This window comes from Colwellia sp. MEBiC06753, from assembly GCF_053470325.1.
This window is the reverse complement of the sequence record NZ_JBQMTM010000023.1, coordinates 20910-36477: the sequence shown is the minus strand read 5'-3', so window position 1 is coordinate 36477 and position 15568 is coordinate 20910. Positions and strand designations below refer to the sequence as shown.

15 protein-coding genes are annotated in these 15568 nt (G+C 39.9%); 8 read left to right on the top strand and 7 right to left on the bottom strand.

The genetic code is table 11. The annotated features are described in order from the left end of the window. Positions 1–268: 268 nt before the first annotated feature. The 6 genes from ACOB82_RS15750 (at position 269) to ACOB82_RS15725 (ending at position 6137) form a co-directional block, all read left to right on the top strand. Positions 269–3379: a TonB-dependent receptor gene (locus ACOB82_RS15750; protein WP_448213943.1), complete on the top strand. Its 3111-nt coding sequence runs from the start codon at positions 269–271 to the stop codon at positions 3377–3379. Positions 3380–3646: 267 nt separating this feature from the next. Further along, positions 3647–4075 carry a cytidine deaminase gene (locus ACOB82_RS15745; protein WP_448213941.1) on the top strand — a complete coding sequence of 143 codons (429 nt, stop codon included), beginning with the start codon at positions 3647–3649 and terminating at the stop codon, positions 4073–4075. A gap of 23 nt (positions 4076–4098) precedes the next feature. Further along, positions 4099–5412: a thymidine phosphorylase gene (gene deoA, locus ACOB82_RS15740; protein ID WP_448213940.1), complete on the top strand. Its 1314-nt coding sequence runs from the start codon at positions 4099–4101 to the stop codon at positions 5410–5412. A 23-nt stretch (positions 5413–5435) separates the two neighbouring features. Continuing rightward, positions 5436–5654 (top strand): DUF7661 family protein, encoded by a 219-nt coding sequence (locus ACOB82_RS15735; RefSeq protein ID WP_448213939.1) that lies wholly within the window; start codon positions 5436–5438, stop codon positions 5652–5654. A 46-nt stretch (positions 5655–5700) separates the two neighbouring features. Beyond that, complete coding sequence (locus ACOB82_RS15730) at positions 5701–5886, top strand: hypothetical protein (RefSeq protein WP_448213938.1); 186 nt, start codon at positions 5701–5703, stop codon at positions 5884–5886. Positions 5887–5894: 8 nt separating this feature from the next. Then, positions 5895–6137 (top strand): GNAT family N-acetyltransferase, encoded by a 243-nt coding sequence (locus ACOB82_RS15725; RefSeq protein WP_448213937.1) that lies wholly within the window; start codon positions 5895–5897, stop codon positions 6135–6137. Positions 6138–6296: 159 nt separating this feature from the next. Here ACOB82_RS15725 and upp read toward each other — a convergent pair whose 3' ends face one another. From upp to udk, 5 genes are all read right to left on the bottom strand, one after another. Then, entirely contained in the window at positions 6297–6926 is a 630-nt protein-coding gene (upp, locus tag ACOB82_RS15720) for a uracil phosphoribosyltransferase (protein WP_448213936.1), read from the bottom strand. Positions 6927–7010: 84 nt separating this feature from the next. Continuing rightward, positions 7011–7589 carry a thymidine kinase gene (locus tag ACOB82_RS15715; RefSeq protein ID WP_448213935.1) on the bottom strand — a complete coding sequence of 193 codons (579 nt, stop codon included), beginning with the start codon at positions 7587–7589 and terminating at the stop codon, positions 7011–7013. 112 nt (positions 7590–7701) lie between these two features. Beyond that, positions 7702–8493 (bottom strand): deoxyribose-phosphate aldolase, encoded by a 792-nt coding sequence (gene deoC, locus ACOB82_RS15710; protein WP_448213934.1) that lies wholly within the window; start codon positions 8491–8493, stop codon positions 7702–7704. A 34-nt stretch (positions 8494–8527) separates the two neighbouring features. Next, positions 8528–9772 (bottom strand): NupC/NupG family nucleoside CNT transporter, encoded by a 1245-nt coding sequence (locus tag ACOB82_RS15705; RefSeq protein ID WP_448213933.1) that lies wholly within the window; start codon positions 9770–9772, stop codon positions 8528–8530. Positions 9773–9780: 8 nt separating this feature from the next. Further along, positions 9781–10449: a uridine kinase gene (udk, locus tag ACOB82_RS15700; RefSeq protein WP_448213932.1), complete on the bottom strand. Its 669-nt coding sequence runs from the start codon at positions 10447–10449 to the stop codon at positions 9781–9783. Between the two features lie 384 nt (positions 10450–10833). Here udk and ACOB82_RS15695 point away from each other — a divergent pair, with 384 nt between their 5' ends. Continuing rightward, a complete protein-coding gene (locus ACOB82_RS15695; RefSeq protein ID WP_448213931.1) occupies positions 10834–12060 on the top strand; it encodes a phosphopentomutase in 1227 nt (408 codons plus the stop codon). A gap of 75 nt (positions 12061–12135) precedes the next feature. Then, positions 12136–14391 (top strand): TonB-dependent receptor, encoded by a 2256-nt coding sequence (locus ACOB82_RS15690; protein WP_448213930.1) that lies wholly within the window; start codon positions 12136–12138, stop codon positions 14389–14391. A gap of 95 nt (positions 14392–14486) precedes the next feature. On the opposite strand, the gene deoD is transcribed toward ACOB82_RS15690, so the two are convergent. Then, the gene (deoD, locus tag ACOB82_RS15685) at positions 14487–15191 is read right to left on the bottom strand and encodes a purine-nucleoside phosphorylase (RefSeq protein ID WP_448213929.1); all 705 of its coding nucleotides are present in this window, start codon (positions 15189–15191) and stop codon (positions 14487–14489) included. 197 nt (positions 15192–15388) lie between these two features. Next, on the bottom strand, positions 15389–15559 hold the full coding sequence (locus tag ACOB82_RS15680) for a XapX domain-containing protein (RefSeq protein ID WP_448213928.1): 171 nt from the start codon (positions 15557–15559) through the stop codon (positions 15389–15391). Between the last annotated feature and the right edge of the window lie 9 nt (positions 15560–15568).

Genomic DNA, 15568 nt, shown 5'->3' with positions numbered 1-15568 from the left:
TTAAACAAGGTGTTAGCCCTTGGTGTTTTGCAGTGGATGTTAGGTTAGATACATAGCCATTCATTTACTATACAAAAAACACAACCAATGCCTAATAGATGAAAATAAATTACTGTTTCAAAAAAGTAGAAAAAAATGTTGACCATGTAGACAAAGTGTAATGATTTTGTCATTTATTTCTGCTTTAATAGCAGGGTCATAAAACTGTAATAAGTATTTCGACTATGTATCGAGATCATAAATTTAACAACGTTAAGGGAAAATTCTGATGAAAACTCATCGTCTCTCACATATAGCTGGTGCGGTGGTAGTAGCACTTGGTCTATCTGGTCCGGTAATGGCAAACACCATTACTTCAGCAGTAAAAGGTCAAATCGTTGATACAAACGGTGCCCCGGTTACTGATACAACGGTTACTATTACTCACGTTCCTTCTGGTACTAGCAAAACTATTGCTGTTAACCAATTGGGCAGCTTCTCAACTAAAGGCTTACGTGTTGGTGGTCCATATACCATTGTATTCGATTCTAAGTCTTTAGAAGATCGAGTGATTAATGATGTTTATCTAACTGTAGGTGAAGCGTACCCATTAAATGTTACTTTAAACGCCATTGATCAAGTTGAGCGTATTGAAGTTACCGGTCGTGTTATCAGCGCTAATGCTGGTGGTACAGGCCCAGCAACTCATTTTGGTATTGAAGAGTTAGAAAACTTACCTGCTATTAACCGTGACATTAAAGATGTGGTTCGTGTTGATCCACGTATTTACATCGATGAAACAAGCTCAGATTCAATCCAATGTGGCGGCGCTCACCCTCGTTTTAACTCGTTAACGTTAGATGGCGTTCGTATGAATGACCGTTTTGGTTTAAATAGTAACGGTTACCCAACTGAGCGTATTCCTTTTTCTTATGATGCGATCGAGCAGGTAGCTGTAGAATTGGCACCATTTGACGTAAATTATGGTGGTTTTACTGCGTGTAACATCAATGCTGTTACTAAATCAGGTACTAACGAAATTCACGGTGGTGTGTTCTACGATTACACCTCTGATTCGTTAAAAGGTGACAAGATTGACGGTGAGAAGGTCGATAACGGCGACTACACGGAAGAACGTTACGGTTTCAACGTAGGCCTACCGTTAATTCAAGATGAATTATTCCTTTTCATGGCGTATGAAAAGTTAGAAGGCGCACAATTATTTACTTACCCTGGTTTAGGTGACAGTGTTGATCAGGCCGCTATTGACCGCGTTCGTCAAATTGCTAGTGACTTATATGATTACGATATTGGTGGCAACCCAGCCAGTATGCCCGTTGATGATGAAAAACTATTAGTTAAATTAGACTGGAACATTAATGAAGATCACCGTGCAGCATTAGTGTATAACTACAACGATGGTTTCTCGTTAAACCAATCAGATGACTGGGCATTAACCTTTGACAGCCACTTCTATGAGCGTGGTGCAGAGATGAAGTCATATGTTGGTTCTTTATATTCTGACTGGACAAGCAATTTCTCTACAGAAGTTCGTGTTGAAAAATCTGATTTAAAATACCGCCAAAAATCGTTAGATGCAGCATCAAGTTTTGCTGAAGTACAGATTCGTCACAATGGTCAAACGCTATTTATTGGTCCAGATGATTCACGTCAATCAAACGAATTAAACTGGAACAATTTATCATTAAAACTTGCCGGTACTTATTACTTAGACGAGCATGAAATTACTTTTGGTTATGAATACGAAGATTTAGAAGTATTCAACCTATTTATGCAACACACCCAAGGTGAATACCGTTTTAATAGCATTGATGATTTTGAAGCAGGTACACCTGGACGTATTTACTATAACAACTCGGCTGGTACTAATAATCCAGATGATGTTGCAGCAACGTTCAAATATCAAACTAATTCATTATTTATCCAAGATGAGTGGACGTTAGATGAATACGCATTAACCTTAACTTACGGTTTACGTTATGACTGGTACACTAGTGATGACAAGCCTCGTTACAACAGCCAGTTCTTTGATCGTTACGGTTTTGCTAACAACAATAACTTCGATGGTATTGATTTAATTCAACCACGTTTTGGTTTTAACTGGGTAGCAAATGATCAATTAGAAGTACGTGGTGGCTTTGGCTTATTCTCTGGTGGTAACCCGAATGTTTGGGTTTCAAACAGTTACTCTAACGATGGTCTAGTACAATTAGCGTTCCAAGATCGTTCTGGTGAGTCGTTATTTGAAAAAGAGTTAACAGGTGAAGGCCGTCCAATTTATGACATCCCACAAGGTTTATACGATCAAGTGGCAAATACCCCTGAAAATGGTGGTGATGGTGACGTAAACGCGATTGACCCAGATTTTGAAGTACCTTCAGAATGGAAGTACGCATTAGGTGCTACTTACGTGACTGAAAGCGATTATATTTTCAATGCTGATATTATCTACACACAGAAACAAGATTCTGCGTTAATTAATAATATCGCGTATGATTATGCTGAAGGTCAAACAGCACCAGATGGTCGTCCAATCTATGAGCAAAAAGTTGCAGGTCGTTTCTCTGATTTTATGTTAACCAACGTTAAAGGTGATGATGGTGATTCTACGGTTCTATCATTTAGCGTTGCGAAAAGTTATGACTTCGGCTTAGATGCATCATTTGGTTATGCTTACACTGATTCATCAGATGTTAGCCCAATGACAAGTTCTGTTGCGGGTTCTAACTTCTCTTACTTTGCACGTACTGATAATAATAACCCAGGTGTAGCAACGTCTGATTACGAAATTCCACATCGCTTTACATTAAACTTAAGCTACGGTGTTGATTTCTTCGACGGTTATACAACTCGCTTCTCGTTATTCGCGACACGCTCTGAAGGCAAGCGTATTTCATATACTTTCTATGATTCAGACAGTCAATTTGGTGACTCTAACTGGTCTGGTGATAGTCAGTTAATGTATGTACCAACTGAAAACGATCCGTTAGTACAATATGCTGAAGGTTTCGACGTAGCTGCATTCCAAGATTGGATCAGCGATGTTGGTTTAGGCAAATACCGCGGTAAAATTGCCCCTCGTAATAAGTTAGATGTGGGTTGGTGGACAAAAGTTGATTTACGAATCAGCCAAGAACTTCCTGGTTTTGTTGAAGGTCATAAAGGTAAAGTGTTCTTTGTTATTGAAAACGTAGGCAACTTACTTAATGACGAGTGGGGTGTGTTAGAGCAATACAACTTTAATACGCAAAGTGTTGTTGAAGCGACTATTGATCCAACAACAAACACTTATATCTACGATAACTTCTTCCGTCCAGAGCCTACTGCACAACCTGCATCATTGTGGGAAATGCGCATGGGTGTAGAATATAAGTTCTAGGATTAACTTTAGTTAATTTATTAAAACCGCACTTTTTAGTGCGGTTTTTTATTTTTAGGCTAGTAATAAAGTTATCAAGCAATTAAGATGAATAAAGTTGACTATTTGGTCAGGTAAATGGTTTTGGATAGCAATTGCAGTAAAGGTAATTACTCTTAAAGTTAATGAACAAGTTAATTTATCCAAAAGCAATTAGACAAAAATATATAAGCGCCACTTAAGTACAGTAAGGTAAGAGGCGCTTTAACAACGGTGATAGTGAAGTTGATGACGATAGATAAAAATAACAATGCAAACTGGCAACAGCTTAAACAGCTTGCCCAAACAGGTTTTGAACGGGCTTATGCGCCTTACAGTCGTTTTCAGGTGGGGGCAGCAGCGCAAGACAGCCAAGGTAGCTACTATTGTGGCTGTAATGTTGAAAATGCTTCTTATGGCCTGACCGTATGCGCAGAGCGCAACTGTATGGCGCAAGCGGTTATCAATGGTTGCCGAGAGCTTACCGCACTGGTTATTTATACTGAGCAAGAAAAGCTTACGCCGCCATGTGGTGCTTGCCGACAGGTTATCGCGGAATTTATGGCACCAACAGCTGAAATTAAAGCAATGAATCATTTAGGTCGTGAGAAAACTTGGGCAGTACAAGCATTATTGCCCGATGCTTTTACACCAAACGACTTGATCTCATCGAACTAATTTAATCTATAAAAGGAAAAGGAATGTTATTACCGCAAGAAATCATTCGCTTAAAACGTAATGGATTGTCATTAAATAAACAGCAAATTCAATACTTTGTCGATGGAGTAACCACAGGTGCATTTAATGACGCGCAAGTGGGTTCAATGGCGATGGCGATATTTTTACAAGGTATGGATACCGAAGAAATTGTTGAATTAACTACCGCGATGATGCATTCGGGCCGCGTACTTAGTTGGCCTGAACTTGATGCGCCAATTGTTGATAAACACTCAACTGGTGGGGTTGGAGATAAAGTAAGCTTTATGTTGGCGGCCATTGTGAGTTGCTATGGCGCTTATGTGCCTATGATCGCTGGCCGAGGTTTAGGCCATACCGGTGGTACGGTTGATAAATTAGAAGCAATTAAAGGATTTAATACGCAACCGTCAATCAATGAATTCCAGCAATTGGTTAAACGTTTGGGTTTAGCGATTATTTCTCAAACGAGTGATTTAGCCCCTGCAGATAAACGTTTATATGGTATTCGTGATATTACAGCTACCGTTGAATCGTTGCCGCTCATTACAGCGTCAATTTTATCGAAAAAATTAGCCTCTGGACTTGATGCGCTAACCATGGACGTTAAAGTTGGCAATGGCGCTATGATGCAAGATATTGAAAGTGCCACCGCATTAGCCCAAAGTATTGTTAACGTTGCTAATGGCGCAGGCGTGAAGACGCAGGCGATTATTACTGATATGAATCAAGTACTTGGCAATAGTGCTGGTAACGCGTTAGAAATTATTGAAACCGTTGACTATTTAACCGGTAAATATCGAGAGCCAAGATTACATAAAATCGTCGTGCGTTTAGCGCAAAGTATGCTGATAAATACTGGGCTTGCTGCTAGCCTCGAAGAAGCATTAACTCAAATAAATCAAGTGTTGGACTCAGGGGCTGCCGCAGAAAAATTTAGTGAAATGATCCATCAAATGGGCGGGCCAACGAATTTACTGGAAGCACCTTGGCACTCAATGACTAAGGCAAATGTTGTGGGTGATATTTTAGCGCCAGAAGCCGGCTATATTTCTGCTATGCAAACCCGTGACATTGGTTTGTCTATTGTTGCAATGGGCGGCGGCAGAACGGCTGGCGATCAGGTAATAGATCATACGGTTGGTTTTGATCAAATTTTAGCGGTTGGAGTTAAAGTCAACAAAGGCGAGGTTATTGCCAGAGTTCATGCTAAAGATAAACAGCAAGCAATTGAAGCTTCACAGCAATACTTATCAGCTTTAAGGTTTAGCGACCACGTACCTGAATCGTTGCCTGAAATTTATCAGGTGATTGATTAGCTCAAAAATGATTAGGAAAGAAAGTGTTTATTAAGTTTAATGTGTTTGGTAAGGCAATGTCGGTACAAAGAAAAGATGGCGAATGGTTGCTATTTAATGAATCGGATACGGGTATTCGTTCGAGAGTTTATGATGTTGTCATTCCAGTTGACTTATCTGAACAACAGTTAGCAAGTTATTTAGATGATATTTACCATGAATATTCGTCTGAGAAATACGCTAAAGTATTTGCTATACCTTAATGGCGTTTGCGTTATTGCCAGCTAATAGTTTTTGCATGAAAGAAATATGGACGTTGAATTCGTTAAATCTGAAGCCGAACTAGTAAATGTTGCCGAAGTGCTATTACAACTGCGGCCACAATACACGCAAGCTGCAATTATTGAGCAGATAAAGTTACAACAATCTCATGGCTACCAGCTCGCTTATGTAAAAAGGGTAATAGTAAATCAGCTAATGAAATATTGGCGGTAGCAGGCTTTGTGATTGGTGAAAAATTGGCGTGGGGCAAGCATATTTATATTGATGATTTAGTGACAAATCAACAATATCGCTCAACAGGTGTTGGCACCTTGCTTATTGATTGGCTTAAGCAATATGCTAAAGCGCAAGGTTGCCAGCAACTGCATTTAGACTCGGGTGAGCAGCGATTTGCTGCCCATCGTTTTTATCTTAGACATGGTTTCAATATCGCCAGTCATCACTTTTCAATAACTGAATTGTGATTCAGCGTTAATCAGCTGCTAGCATAATTGGGTTTTCTGGCGAATGCTTTTAACTGATAAAACCGAAAACCCTTTGTTTGGGGCTCGCCTCAAACTCTACATTATTAGATATTGTTAGTTTCAATAAGCCGTTAAGCCAATGCACTTAATACAATGCACTTAAGCTAACGTACCGAAGAGCTTATCACCTGCATCACCTAATCCCGGTAGGATATAACCTTGGTCATTAAGCTTTTCATCAATGGCACCAATATATAAATCGACATCTGGGTGCGCTGACTGCAGGGCATCAATTCCTTCAGGTGCCGCCACTAAAAATAACGCGACAATATGTTTACAGCCCGAAGCTTTTAATAAGTCAATTGCCGCTAATGCTGAACCACCAGTTGCCAGCATAGGATCAATAATAATGGCAGTGCGCTCGGCAATGTCACCAACTATATTTTCATAGTAACTTTCTGGTTCAAGTGTATCTTCATTGCGTTGCAGGCCAACGACACTAATTTTGGCACAAGGTAATACTTTTAACGCGCCGTCTAACATACCAAGACCTGCGCGTAGAATCGGCACTAAGGTTGGATTTTTATCCGCAAGAATAGGTGCCGAAATAGTGCCTGACCAACAAGTAATTGGTGTGGTTTTTAACGCTAACTGAGTTGTTGCTTCAACGGTTAAAATCATGGCAATTTCATTAGCTAATTCACGAAATGATTTTACTGAAATATGGTGATCGCGAAGTAAACTAGTTTTATGTTTAACTAGTGGATGCTGACTTTCATAAACTGACATTCGTAATCCTTATTAGCGCGTTTTTATTTGAACTAAATGTTAATTGAATTAAGTGTTAACTGAACTGTGTTACAACAATTAAAGTTATAGCCAAACCAACTGTTTAAAGTGCTTACGGCAAAGTGATTCGTAACGGTCGTTACCGCCAACCTCCACTTGTTGGCCTGAAGTGACCGCTTGACCATTTTCATCTAAGCGTACGACAAAATTTGCTTTTTTTCCGCAATGACAAATGGTTTTTAATTCCACTAATTTATCAGCCCAAGCAAGTAATGCGGCACTACCAGAGAAGGTTTTACCTAAAAAGTCAGTACGAATACCGTAGGCTAATACCGGAATATTTAAATTATCGACAATGTCAGTTAACTGTTGAACCTGTGGTTCGGTTAAGAACTGCGCTTCATCAATTAATACACAATCTACTTTACTTGCTTTATTTTGCTTGGAAATCTGCTCCAGCAAGTTGGTTGAGTCATCAAAAAGCGCAGCGTCAGCATGAATACCTAGTCGTGATGCGACTTTTCCTGCTTGAAATCTGTCATCGATTAGCGCGGTATAAAGTACGCATCGCATTCCGCGCTCTTCATAGTTATACGCTGACTGCAGTAAGTGCGTTGATTTGCCGGCATTCATCGCCGAGTAGTAAAAATAAAGTTGAGCCATGTTTTAGTGGTTATATAATTGCTTCATTAGTGCTATTTGTTGGGCGTTTAATAGCCGGTTTTAACAGTGTGCTTTACACTGTGTTTTCGCTGGGTACATTAGCTGCGTACTTTTAGTAATGCGATTTATTAGTGTCAGCATCATTTTCTTGTAGGTGACCTAGACAATCAAGAAGGCTGGCCAATAAACCGCTAGCGCCAAACCTGAAAGTAGTAGCATTTACCCACTGCTGCCCATTAATGTCGGCTGCTAAATTAAGGTATTTGCTGGCATCTTCAGCGGTTTTCACACCGCCAGCGGCTTTAAAGCCAACCTGATTATTTAGTCGCTTAATGGCATTAAGCATGACCTCAGCCGCTTCTAACGTTGCATTTACCGCAACTTTACCGGTAGAGGTTTTAATAAAATCAGCACCTGCGTTAATGCAAATTTCACTGGCTTGAGCAATTAACTCTGGTGTTTTTAATTCACCGGTTTCAATGATCACCTTTAACAGTACACCGCGTTCTTTACATGCTTGTTTACACTGTGCCACCATCGTAAAGCCAATCTCAGTATTACCTTGCATTAGTGCGTGGTAGGGGAATACTAAATCAACCTCGTCTGCGCCATATTCGATAGCCGCTTTAGTTTCGGCTAATGCAATATCAAGGTCGTCATTGCCATATGGAAAGTTGGTGACAGTGGCCACTTTAATCTTGGTCGCGCCAAGTTCATTAAGTGTTTTTTTCGCTAGTGGAATAAAGCGTGGGAAAATACAAATGGCGGCAGTGTCGCCAGCTGGGCTGTGGGCACTGTGACAAAGTTTGACAATATCTTCTGCCGTTTCATTATCAGTTAAGCTAGTTAAATCCATCAACGACAACGCTTGTTTGGCGTAGTGTTGAAGTGCTTTATTATTCATTTGAATCTACCTTATAAATGCGAATTAATGCTAATTAAAGTGCAATAAATACACCGGCAATTGCTGCACTCATTAAGTTGGCTAATGTTGCGGCTAACATCGCTTTTACCCCTAAACGGGCGATGTCGGCACGACGTGTCGGCGCCATAGAGCCAATACCGCCAAGTAAAATAGCAATTGATGATAGGTTCGCAAAACCGCATAACGCGAAAGTAATAATAGCTTGTGTCGATGCGCTAAGTGTTTCTTTAACCTCAACAAATTGCACGTAGGCAAAAAACTCATTGACCACGATTTTTTGACCAATAAAACTGCCTGCTTGCAGCATTTCCTCAACTGGCACACCGATAATAAATGCGATAGGTGCAAACACGTAGCCTAAAATCCACTCTATTGTAATACCTTCAAAGCCAATTAAACCTGTTAAGCCTTGTACCATGCTGTTAAGCAAGGCAATTAGTGCAATAAAGGCTAATAACATTGCGCCGACATTGACTGCTAATTTTAAGCCAGAAGCGGCACCAGAAGCTGCTGCATCAATAACATTCGTTGGTTTATTTTCATCTTCAACAATTTCGATAGGTTGGTCTGCGCTATGGGGTTTTTCAGTTTCAGGCAAAATAATTTTCGCCATTAATAAACCGCCAGGCGCTGCCATAAATGAAGCAGCGATTAAGTATTTTAGTTCAACGCCTAAGCCGGCATAACCTGCTAATACTGAGCCTGCTACAGAAGCCAAACCACCGACCATAATGGCAAAAAGCTCAGATTGACTCATATTTTTAATGTATGGGCGAACAACTAATGGCGCCTCTGTTTGGCCAACAAAGATATTAGCGGTAGCTGAAAGTGACTCTGCTTTGCTTGTTTTTAATAGTTTTTGTAAACCGCCACCAATGACCGTCACCACTTTTTGCATGATATTTAAATAGTAAAGGACGGCGATCAGTGAAGAGAAAAAGATAATGACTGGCAATACTCGGATGGCAAACACAAAGCCAACACCGTTACCAAACATGGCATCGGTACCTAGGCCACCAAATAAAAAGTTGATACCTGCTTTGGCTGAGTCAATTACATGTTGTACACCATTGGACATTGACGCCAATACGTCTTTTCCAAAAGGAATGTATAACACAAACGCACCAAGGCTAACTTGTAAAATAAACGCTAAGCCTACGGTGCGCCAATTGATATTTTTTCTATTGTAAGAAAGGGCAAAGGCAATCACGAGTAAGGCAAAAACACCCAATACGCCACGTATTGCTGTTAAATCCATAAAGACCTCTAATTATAGTTATTGGTTAGTTGACGTATTTTCGCCTTAATTACCTCTATTGCCATACGGTTTTTACCGCCTCGGGTAATGACGATATCGGCATAAGATTTAGCTGGCTCAATGTGCTGATAATACATTGGGCGCACGGTTTCCAAATATTGCTCGGTTACTGATTCAATGCTGCGAGCGCGCTCTGATGTATCTCTTTTTATGCGTCTAATTAAGCAGATATCGAGCGGAGTATCCATATAAACTTTAATATCAAAGCAATCACGCAATTGCTCATTAGTTAACAACATGATGCCTTCAATGAGAATAATAGGGGTAGGCGCTACACGAATGGTATCATTTGTACGTGTATGATTTTTATAACAATACACGGGGCAGTTAATACTTTTACCTTGCATTAATGTTGTTAAATGATGATGTAGTAACTCATGTTCAAAAGCACTGGGGTGATCGTAATTCGTTTTAATTCGTTCAGCCATCGGCAGGTGGTCTTGATTGCGATAATAAGCGTCTTCTTTAATGATAGAAATGCCATTTTCACCAAGCTCTGGTAACAACTCATCATAAACGGTTTGAGAAAATAATGTTTTGCCGGAGGCTGATGCACCTACAACTGCGATTATAGTAGGCTTGGTGGCGAGGCGAGAAGGCTCTTGGTTAGGATTCATGCAATTTGATCTATGCTTTAACAATTGTTACGTATTCTGACTTATTTTACTGATGAATTCTCATTTTTCTTTGGCTAATTAATGTCCATTTTAGCGGAAGAGAAATAGCGAGATTGATTGTGGTAAAACTAATCGTTCGGTAAATATGTTGTCTTGTTTAAAAAAGTGCTAAATTACCATAAGCTGACCGATTGGTCATGTTTATTATGTAAAAACTTTAAAATTAATGGATGATAGTTATTCATTTATTGCATTTATAAAGCTAAGTGTGATCTTTCGCTTAATAAGCGCAGATCGCTTAAAATTTAAGAGATAATAACTGACGATAGCGCACTTTAGCATTGACGTTCGTCAGTTTGATGAATCAAGCTTTTAGGAGTAATAATGGCACGAGTCATATTAATGGTCATTGATAGCTTTGGCGTAGGTGAAGCCCCAGACGCTGAAAAATTTGGTGATGTTGGCGCCAATACCTTAGCCAATCTAGCGTCAGTTTTTGAACAGTCCGAAGGTCGACCATTGAATATGCCCAATATGGCGTCACTTGGATTATTTAAATTGGCTAATCAAGCCAGTGGCAAAGTTATTGCCCATACCGATGAAAACAGCAAGATAAAAGGGGCTTACGGTTATGCTGCAGAAATCAGTACCGGTAAAGATACTCCGTCTGGTCATTGGGAAATGGCTGGCGTTCCCGTACTATTTGATTGGGGCTATTTTCACGATAAAACCCATAGTTTTTCTGATGAGTTAATGGCGAAAATTAATCAGGCGACCGGTTTTAGTGGCATGCTAGGTAATTGTCATGCCTCTGGTACAGTGATTATTGAGCAACTGGGTGAAGAGCATATTATAACTGGCTTACCTATTTGTTACACCAGTGCTGATAGCGTGTTTCAGGTAGCCGCTCATGAACAGCATTTTGGTTTAGAAAATTTATACCGCTATTGTGAAATTGTGCAGAAAATTGTTGAACCGTTAAATATTGGTCGAGTAATAGCCCGTCCATTTGTCGGTGAAGATGCAAAAAGTTTCCAACGCACTGGTAATCGTCGCGACTATTCTATTTTACCGCCATCACCGACAGTGCTTGATCACTTAACTGCAAGTGGTGGCACGGTTATAAGTGTCGGTAAAATTGCTGATATTTTTGCCCATCAAGGGGTAACGATTAAAACTAAGGCAACGGGTATTGATGCGCTGACTAATGCCACCATTGAACATATTAAAACCGCACCTGATAATTCATTAATTTTTACCAACTTAGTTAATTTTGACCAAGATTATGGCCACAGGCGTGACCCGGTTGGCTATGGTAAAGCACTTGAAGAGTTTGATCTGCGCATCAGTGATATTAAAGCGGCAATGAGTGAAGATGATATTTTATTCTTTACTGCTGATCATGGCTGTGATCCTACTTGGCCGGGAAGTGATCATACCCGCGAATATGTCCCCGTTATTGCTTATCACCATAATATTGGCGACGTTGAATTAGGCAAACGCAACACCTTTGCAGACTTAGGCCAAACAATTTCTGACATTTTTAATGTAAAAAAGTTGCCTTATGGGTCAAGTTTTTTAGACGAATTGTTATTTAACGATTACAATTAGCTCCCGAAGATAAAGTGAAAATAATAATAATAACTCACTAAAAATAAATATTTTTTTAATCCTTGGGAGAATATGATGAAACTGTTAAAACAGTCGTCTTTAGCACTATGCGTGAATGCAGCTATCGCAGCAACTAGCGCAAACCTAGCTTACGCAGAAGAAGCGGCAAGTCAAAATGAAGTTGTCGGCATCGAAGTTATTGAAGTTACTGCTCGTAAAAGAACAGAAAACGTCAAAGATGTACCGATTGCCATTTCCGCATTAACCCCTAAAAAATTAGAAGTATTAGGCTCTTCAGGCATGGACGTTCGTGCTTTGTCTGCAAAAGTGCCTAGCTTATTAATTGAGTCATCGTTTGGCCGTACCTTTCCGCGTTTTTACATGCGTGGTTTAGGGAATACCGATTTTGACTTACTTGCTTCGCAACCAGTTTCATTAATCTATGATGACGTTGTTTTGGAAAATGCCTTGACCAAAGGTATGCCGATGTTTGATATCGAGCGCGTAGAAGTTTTACGCGGCCCACAAGGCACTTTGTTTGGTCGTAACACTACTGCCGGTATTATTAAAGTTCAGTCGAAAAGACCAACGCAAGATTTTGATGCTAATGTTTCTGGTTCATACGGTACCTACGGCTCAACAGATTTCCGTGTAGCTGTTGGTGGTGGCTTAACTGATACCTTGTCAGGTCGTATCTCACTTTTACAACAAGATCGCGATGACTACATTGATAACAAAGCGCCAGGCTTTGAGCAAAAAGATCAATTAGGCGGTTACAGTGAGACTGCTGGTCGAGTTCAATTATTGTGGGAACCAAATGCTGATTTTAACGCATTATTAAACTACCACTTTAGAGATGCTGAAGCCGATGCCCGTGTATTTCGTGCCAACATCATTAAGCCAGGTACTAATGACTTAGTCAGTGGTTTTGATCGCGATACTATTTATCACGATGCCGCAAGCCGTAACAAGCAAACTATCGACATGAAAGGTGCGAACTTAAAGCTTGAATACAATATGGGCGATTACACGTTAACGTCTGTAAGTGGTTATGAGTCAGCTGAAATGTTCTCAGTTGGTGATATTGACGGTGGTTATGGTGCGGCATTTTTACCGTATATGGGCCCTGGCTTTATTCCATTCCCATCAGAAACTGGCGCTAAAATGCCAGATCACAAGCAGTTAACTCAAGAACTTCGTATCGCAAGTAATGAGTTAGGCGCTTTGGATTATCAATTTGGTTTCTTCTACTTTGATGAAGATTTAACGATTAATAACTTAAGTTTTAACACCTTAGCTAACGGTGCTCAAGATGGTTTAGCTGTTCAAAACATGCAAACAACGGCATGGGCGGTATTTGCCTCAATTGATTACGATGTTTCTGATAAAGTAAAAATTAACGGTGGTTTACGCTATTCAGACGATGAACGTGAGTGGGACGGTACTTTAGTACAATCTCCATTTGGCGCTCCAGGCTTTAGCGAAGCAACAGATGTTTCAGATTCTCAAGTTAGTGGTGATTTTAGCATTAACTATCACTATGACGATCAAACTAACCTTTATGGTCGTATCGCTCGAGGTTACCGCGCACCAAGTATTCAAGGTCGTAACTTGTTATTCTCTGGTAACGCAACAACTGCTGATTCAGAAACGGTTGCCTCTATTGAAACCGGCTTTAAAACAACGACTGCCGATAATATGGGGCGCTTAGATGGTGCGATTTTCTATTATCAAGTATCAGACCAACAATTAACAGCGGTAGGTGGCTCAGGCAACTTAGCAACGTTATTAAACGCTGATAAAGCAGTGGGTTACGGTTTTGAATTAGATGGTGAATACTACGCAACTGCAGATTTAGTGTTTACCGGTAGCGTTAGCTATAACAACACTGAAATTCAACAGAGTGACTTAGGTGTAGCGCCATGTGGTGCAAGCTGTACAGTTAAAGATCCAATCAACGATCAAGGTTTTGCTTTAATTGATGGTAATGCACTACCACAATCACCAGAGTGGATTGCAAACCTTGCTGTTCGCTGGTCTAAAGAATTAGGCAACGGTGAATTATACGTTTATTCAGATTGGTCATACCGCAGCGACGTTAACTTCTTCTTATACGAGTCAGTAGAGTTTGAAGGTGACGCCTTATTAGAAGGTGGTTTACGTGTAGGTTATGAGTGGTTTGGTGATGATGCTGAATATGAAGTAGCAGTATATGGCCGTAATATTACTGACGAAGAGCAACTCACTGGTGCAATCGACTTTAATAACTTAACGGGTTATATCAATGAAGGTCGTTTCTTTGGTATTGAATTTAAAGCGAATTTCTTCTAATTCGTAATATTCACGCTAAATAAAACATAGACTAAAAAGGCTAGCAATTGCTAGCCTTTTTTATGTTTACTCATCGATGAAGAATGAGAAGTTAATTAAAGCACGCTTTCTAACGTTAACTCCATCATATCTTTAAAGGTATTTTCACGCTCATCAGCGGTGGTTTGCTCACCGGTTTTAATATGATCGCTTACGGTTAATACCGCTAACGCTTTTTTGCCATATTCAGCAGCAACACCATATAAGCCCGCTGCTTCCATTTCTACCGCTAAAATACCCATTTGTTCCATTTTGCTAAACATTTCAGGGTTAGGGGTATAAAACAAATCGGCAGTAAATACATTACCAACATGAATACTTTTACCTAAGGTTGATGCGGTGTTTACTACTTTATGCAGTAAGCTAAAGTCAGCACAAGCAGCAAAATCATATTGATTAAAACGGCTGCGATTAACGTTTGAGTCGGTGCTGGCTGCCATGCCGATAATGACATCGCGTACTTTGATATCATCACGCACTGCGCCACATGAGCCAATGCGAATGATGTTTTCGACGCCGTAATCTTTATATAGTTCGGTGGCGTAAATTGAAATTGATGGAATACCCATGCCTGAGCCCATTACAGAAACTTTTTTACCTTTGTAAGTGCCGGTATAGCCAAACATATTTCGCACGCGTGTTACGCATTTGGCATTTTCTAAAAAGTTATCAGCAATAAATTTAGCGCGTAGCGGATCGCCTGGCATTAATACGGTTTCGGCAAAATCGCCAACTGCTGCTTCGATATGAGGTGTAGTCATAATAAAACCTTTTGTCGTAGGTTTCAGTAAGTTTCAAGCCAGAAAGTACTGCTATCAAGGGTGTTTTACTGAAGGGTTATGTTCAATAATAAGATGAATGTTTTTTATTTTAGTCAATATATTCGCTAATCAGTATTTAACTATGCATTTAACCAAGTATTTAATAATGTACTTAACTATGTACTTAATTAAAAAGTTTAGCTAAAAAATCGTTCAACTATCCAATGATAGCCAACGCCGCCTAGATATATGCCGAAAATACCAGCAATACCAGCAAAAACTGGCGGGGCAGGTAATGGCAACTTCATTGCAGAGAAGACAATACCAACTAATGCACCAGTTGCTAGTGATATAAGTACTTCTGTCATCTGTACTTC

What these genes read in the sequence shown, in the direction of transcription:
- udk (WP_448213932.1), bottom strand. Translation starts at nt 10,449, where the DNA reads ATGAATCCTAACCAAGAGCCTTCTCGCCTCGCCACCAAGCCTACTATA.
- ACOB82_RS15680 (WP_448213928.1), bottom strand. Translation starts at nt 15,559, where the DNA reads ATGACAGAAGTACTTATATCACTAGCAACTGGTGCATTAGTTGGTATT.
- deoD (WP_448213929.1), bottom strand. Translation starts at nt 15,191, where the DNA reads ATGACTACACCTCATATCGAAGCAGCAGTTGGCGATTTTGCCGAAACC.
- ACOB82_RS15730 (WP_448213938.1), top strand. Translation starts at nt 5,701, where the DNA reads ATGGACGTTGAATTCGTTAAATCTGAAGCCGAACTAGTAAATGTTGCC.
- ACOB82_RS15750 (WP_448213943.1), top strand. Translation starts at nt 269, where the DNA reads ATGAAAACTCATCGTCTCTCACATATAGCTGGTGCGGTGGTAGTAGCA.
- deoC (WP_448213934.1), bottom strand. Translation starts at nt 8,493, where the DNA reads ATGAATAATAAAGCACTTCAACACTACGCCAAACAAGCGTTGTCGTTG.
- ACOB82_RS15690 (WP_448213930.1), top strand. Translation starts at nt 12,136, where the DNA reads ATGAAACTGTTAAAACAGTCGTCTTTAGCACTATGCGTGAATGCAGCT.
- ACOB82_RS15715 (WP_448213935.1), bottom strand. Translation starts at nt 7,589, where the DNA reads ATGGCTCAACTTTATTTTTACTACTCGGCGATGAATGCCGGCAAATCA.
- deoA (WP_448213940.1), top strand. Translation starts at nt 4,099, where the DNA reads ATGTTATTACCGCAAGAAATCATTCGCTTAAAACGTAATGGATTGTCA.
- ACOB82_RS15705 (WP_448213933.1), bottom strand. Translation starts at nt 9,772, where the DNA reads ATGGATTTAACAGCAATACGTGGCGTATTGGGTGTTTTTGCCTTACTC.
- upp (WP_448213936.1), bottom strand. Translation starts at nt 6,926, where the DNA reads ATGTCAGTTTATGAAAGTCAGCATCCACTAGTTAAACATAAAACTAGT.
- ACOB82_RS15695 (WP_448213931.1), top strand. Translation starts at nt 10,834, where the DNA reads ATGGCACGAGTCATATTAATGGTCATTGATAGCTTTGGCGTAGGTGAA.
- ACOB82_RS15745 (WP_448213941.1), top strand. Translation starts at nt 3,647, where the DNA reads ATGACGATAGATAAAAATAACAATGCAAACTGGCAACAGCTTAAACAG.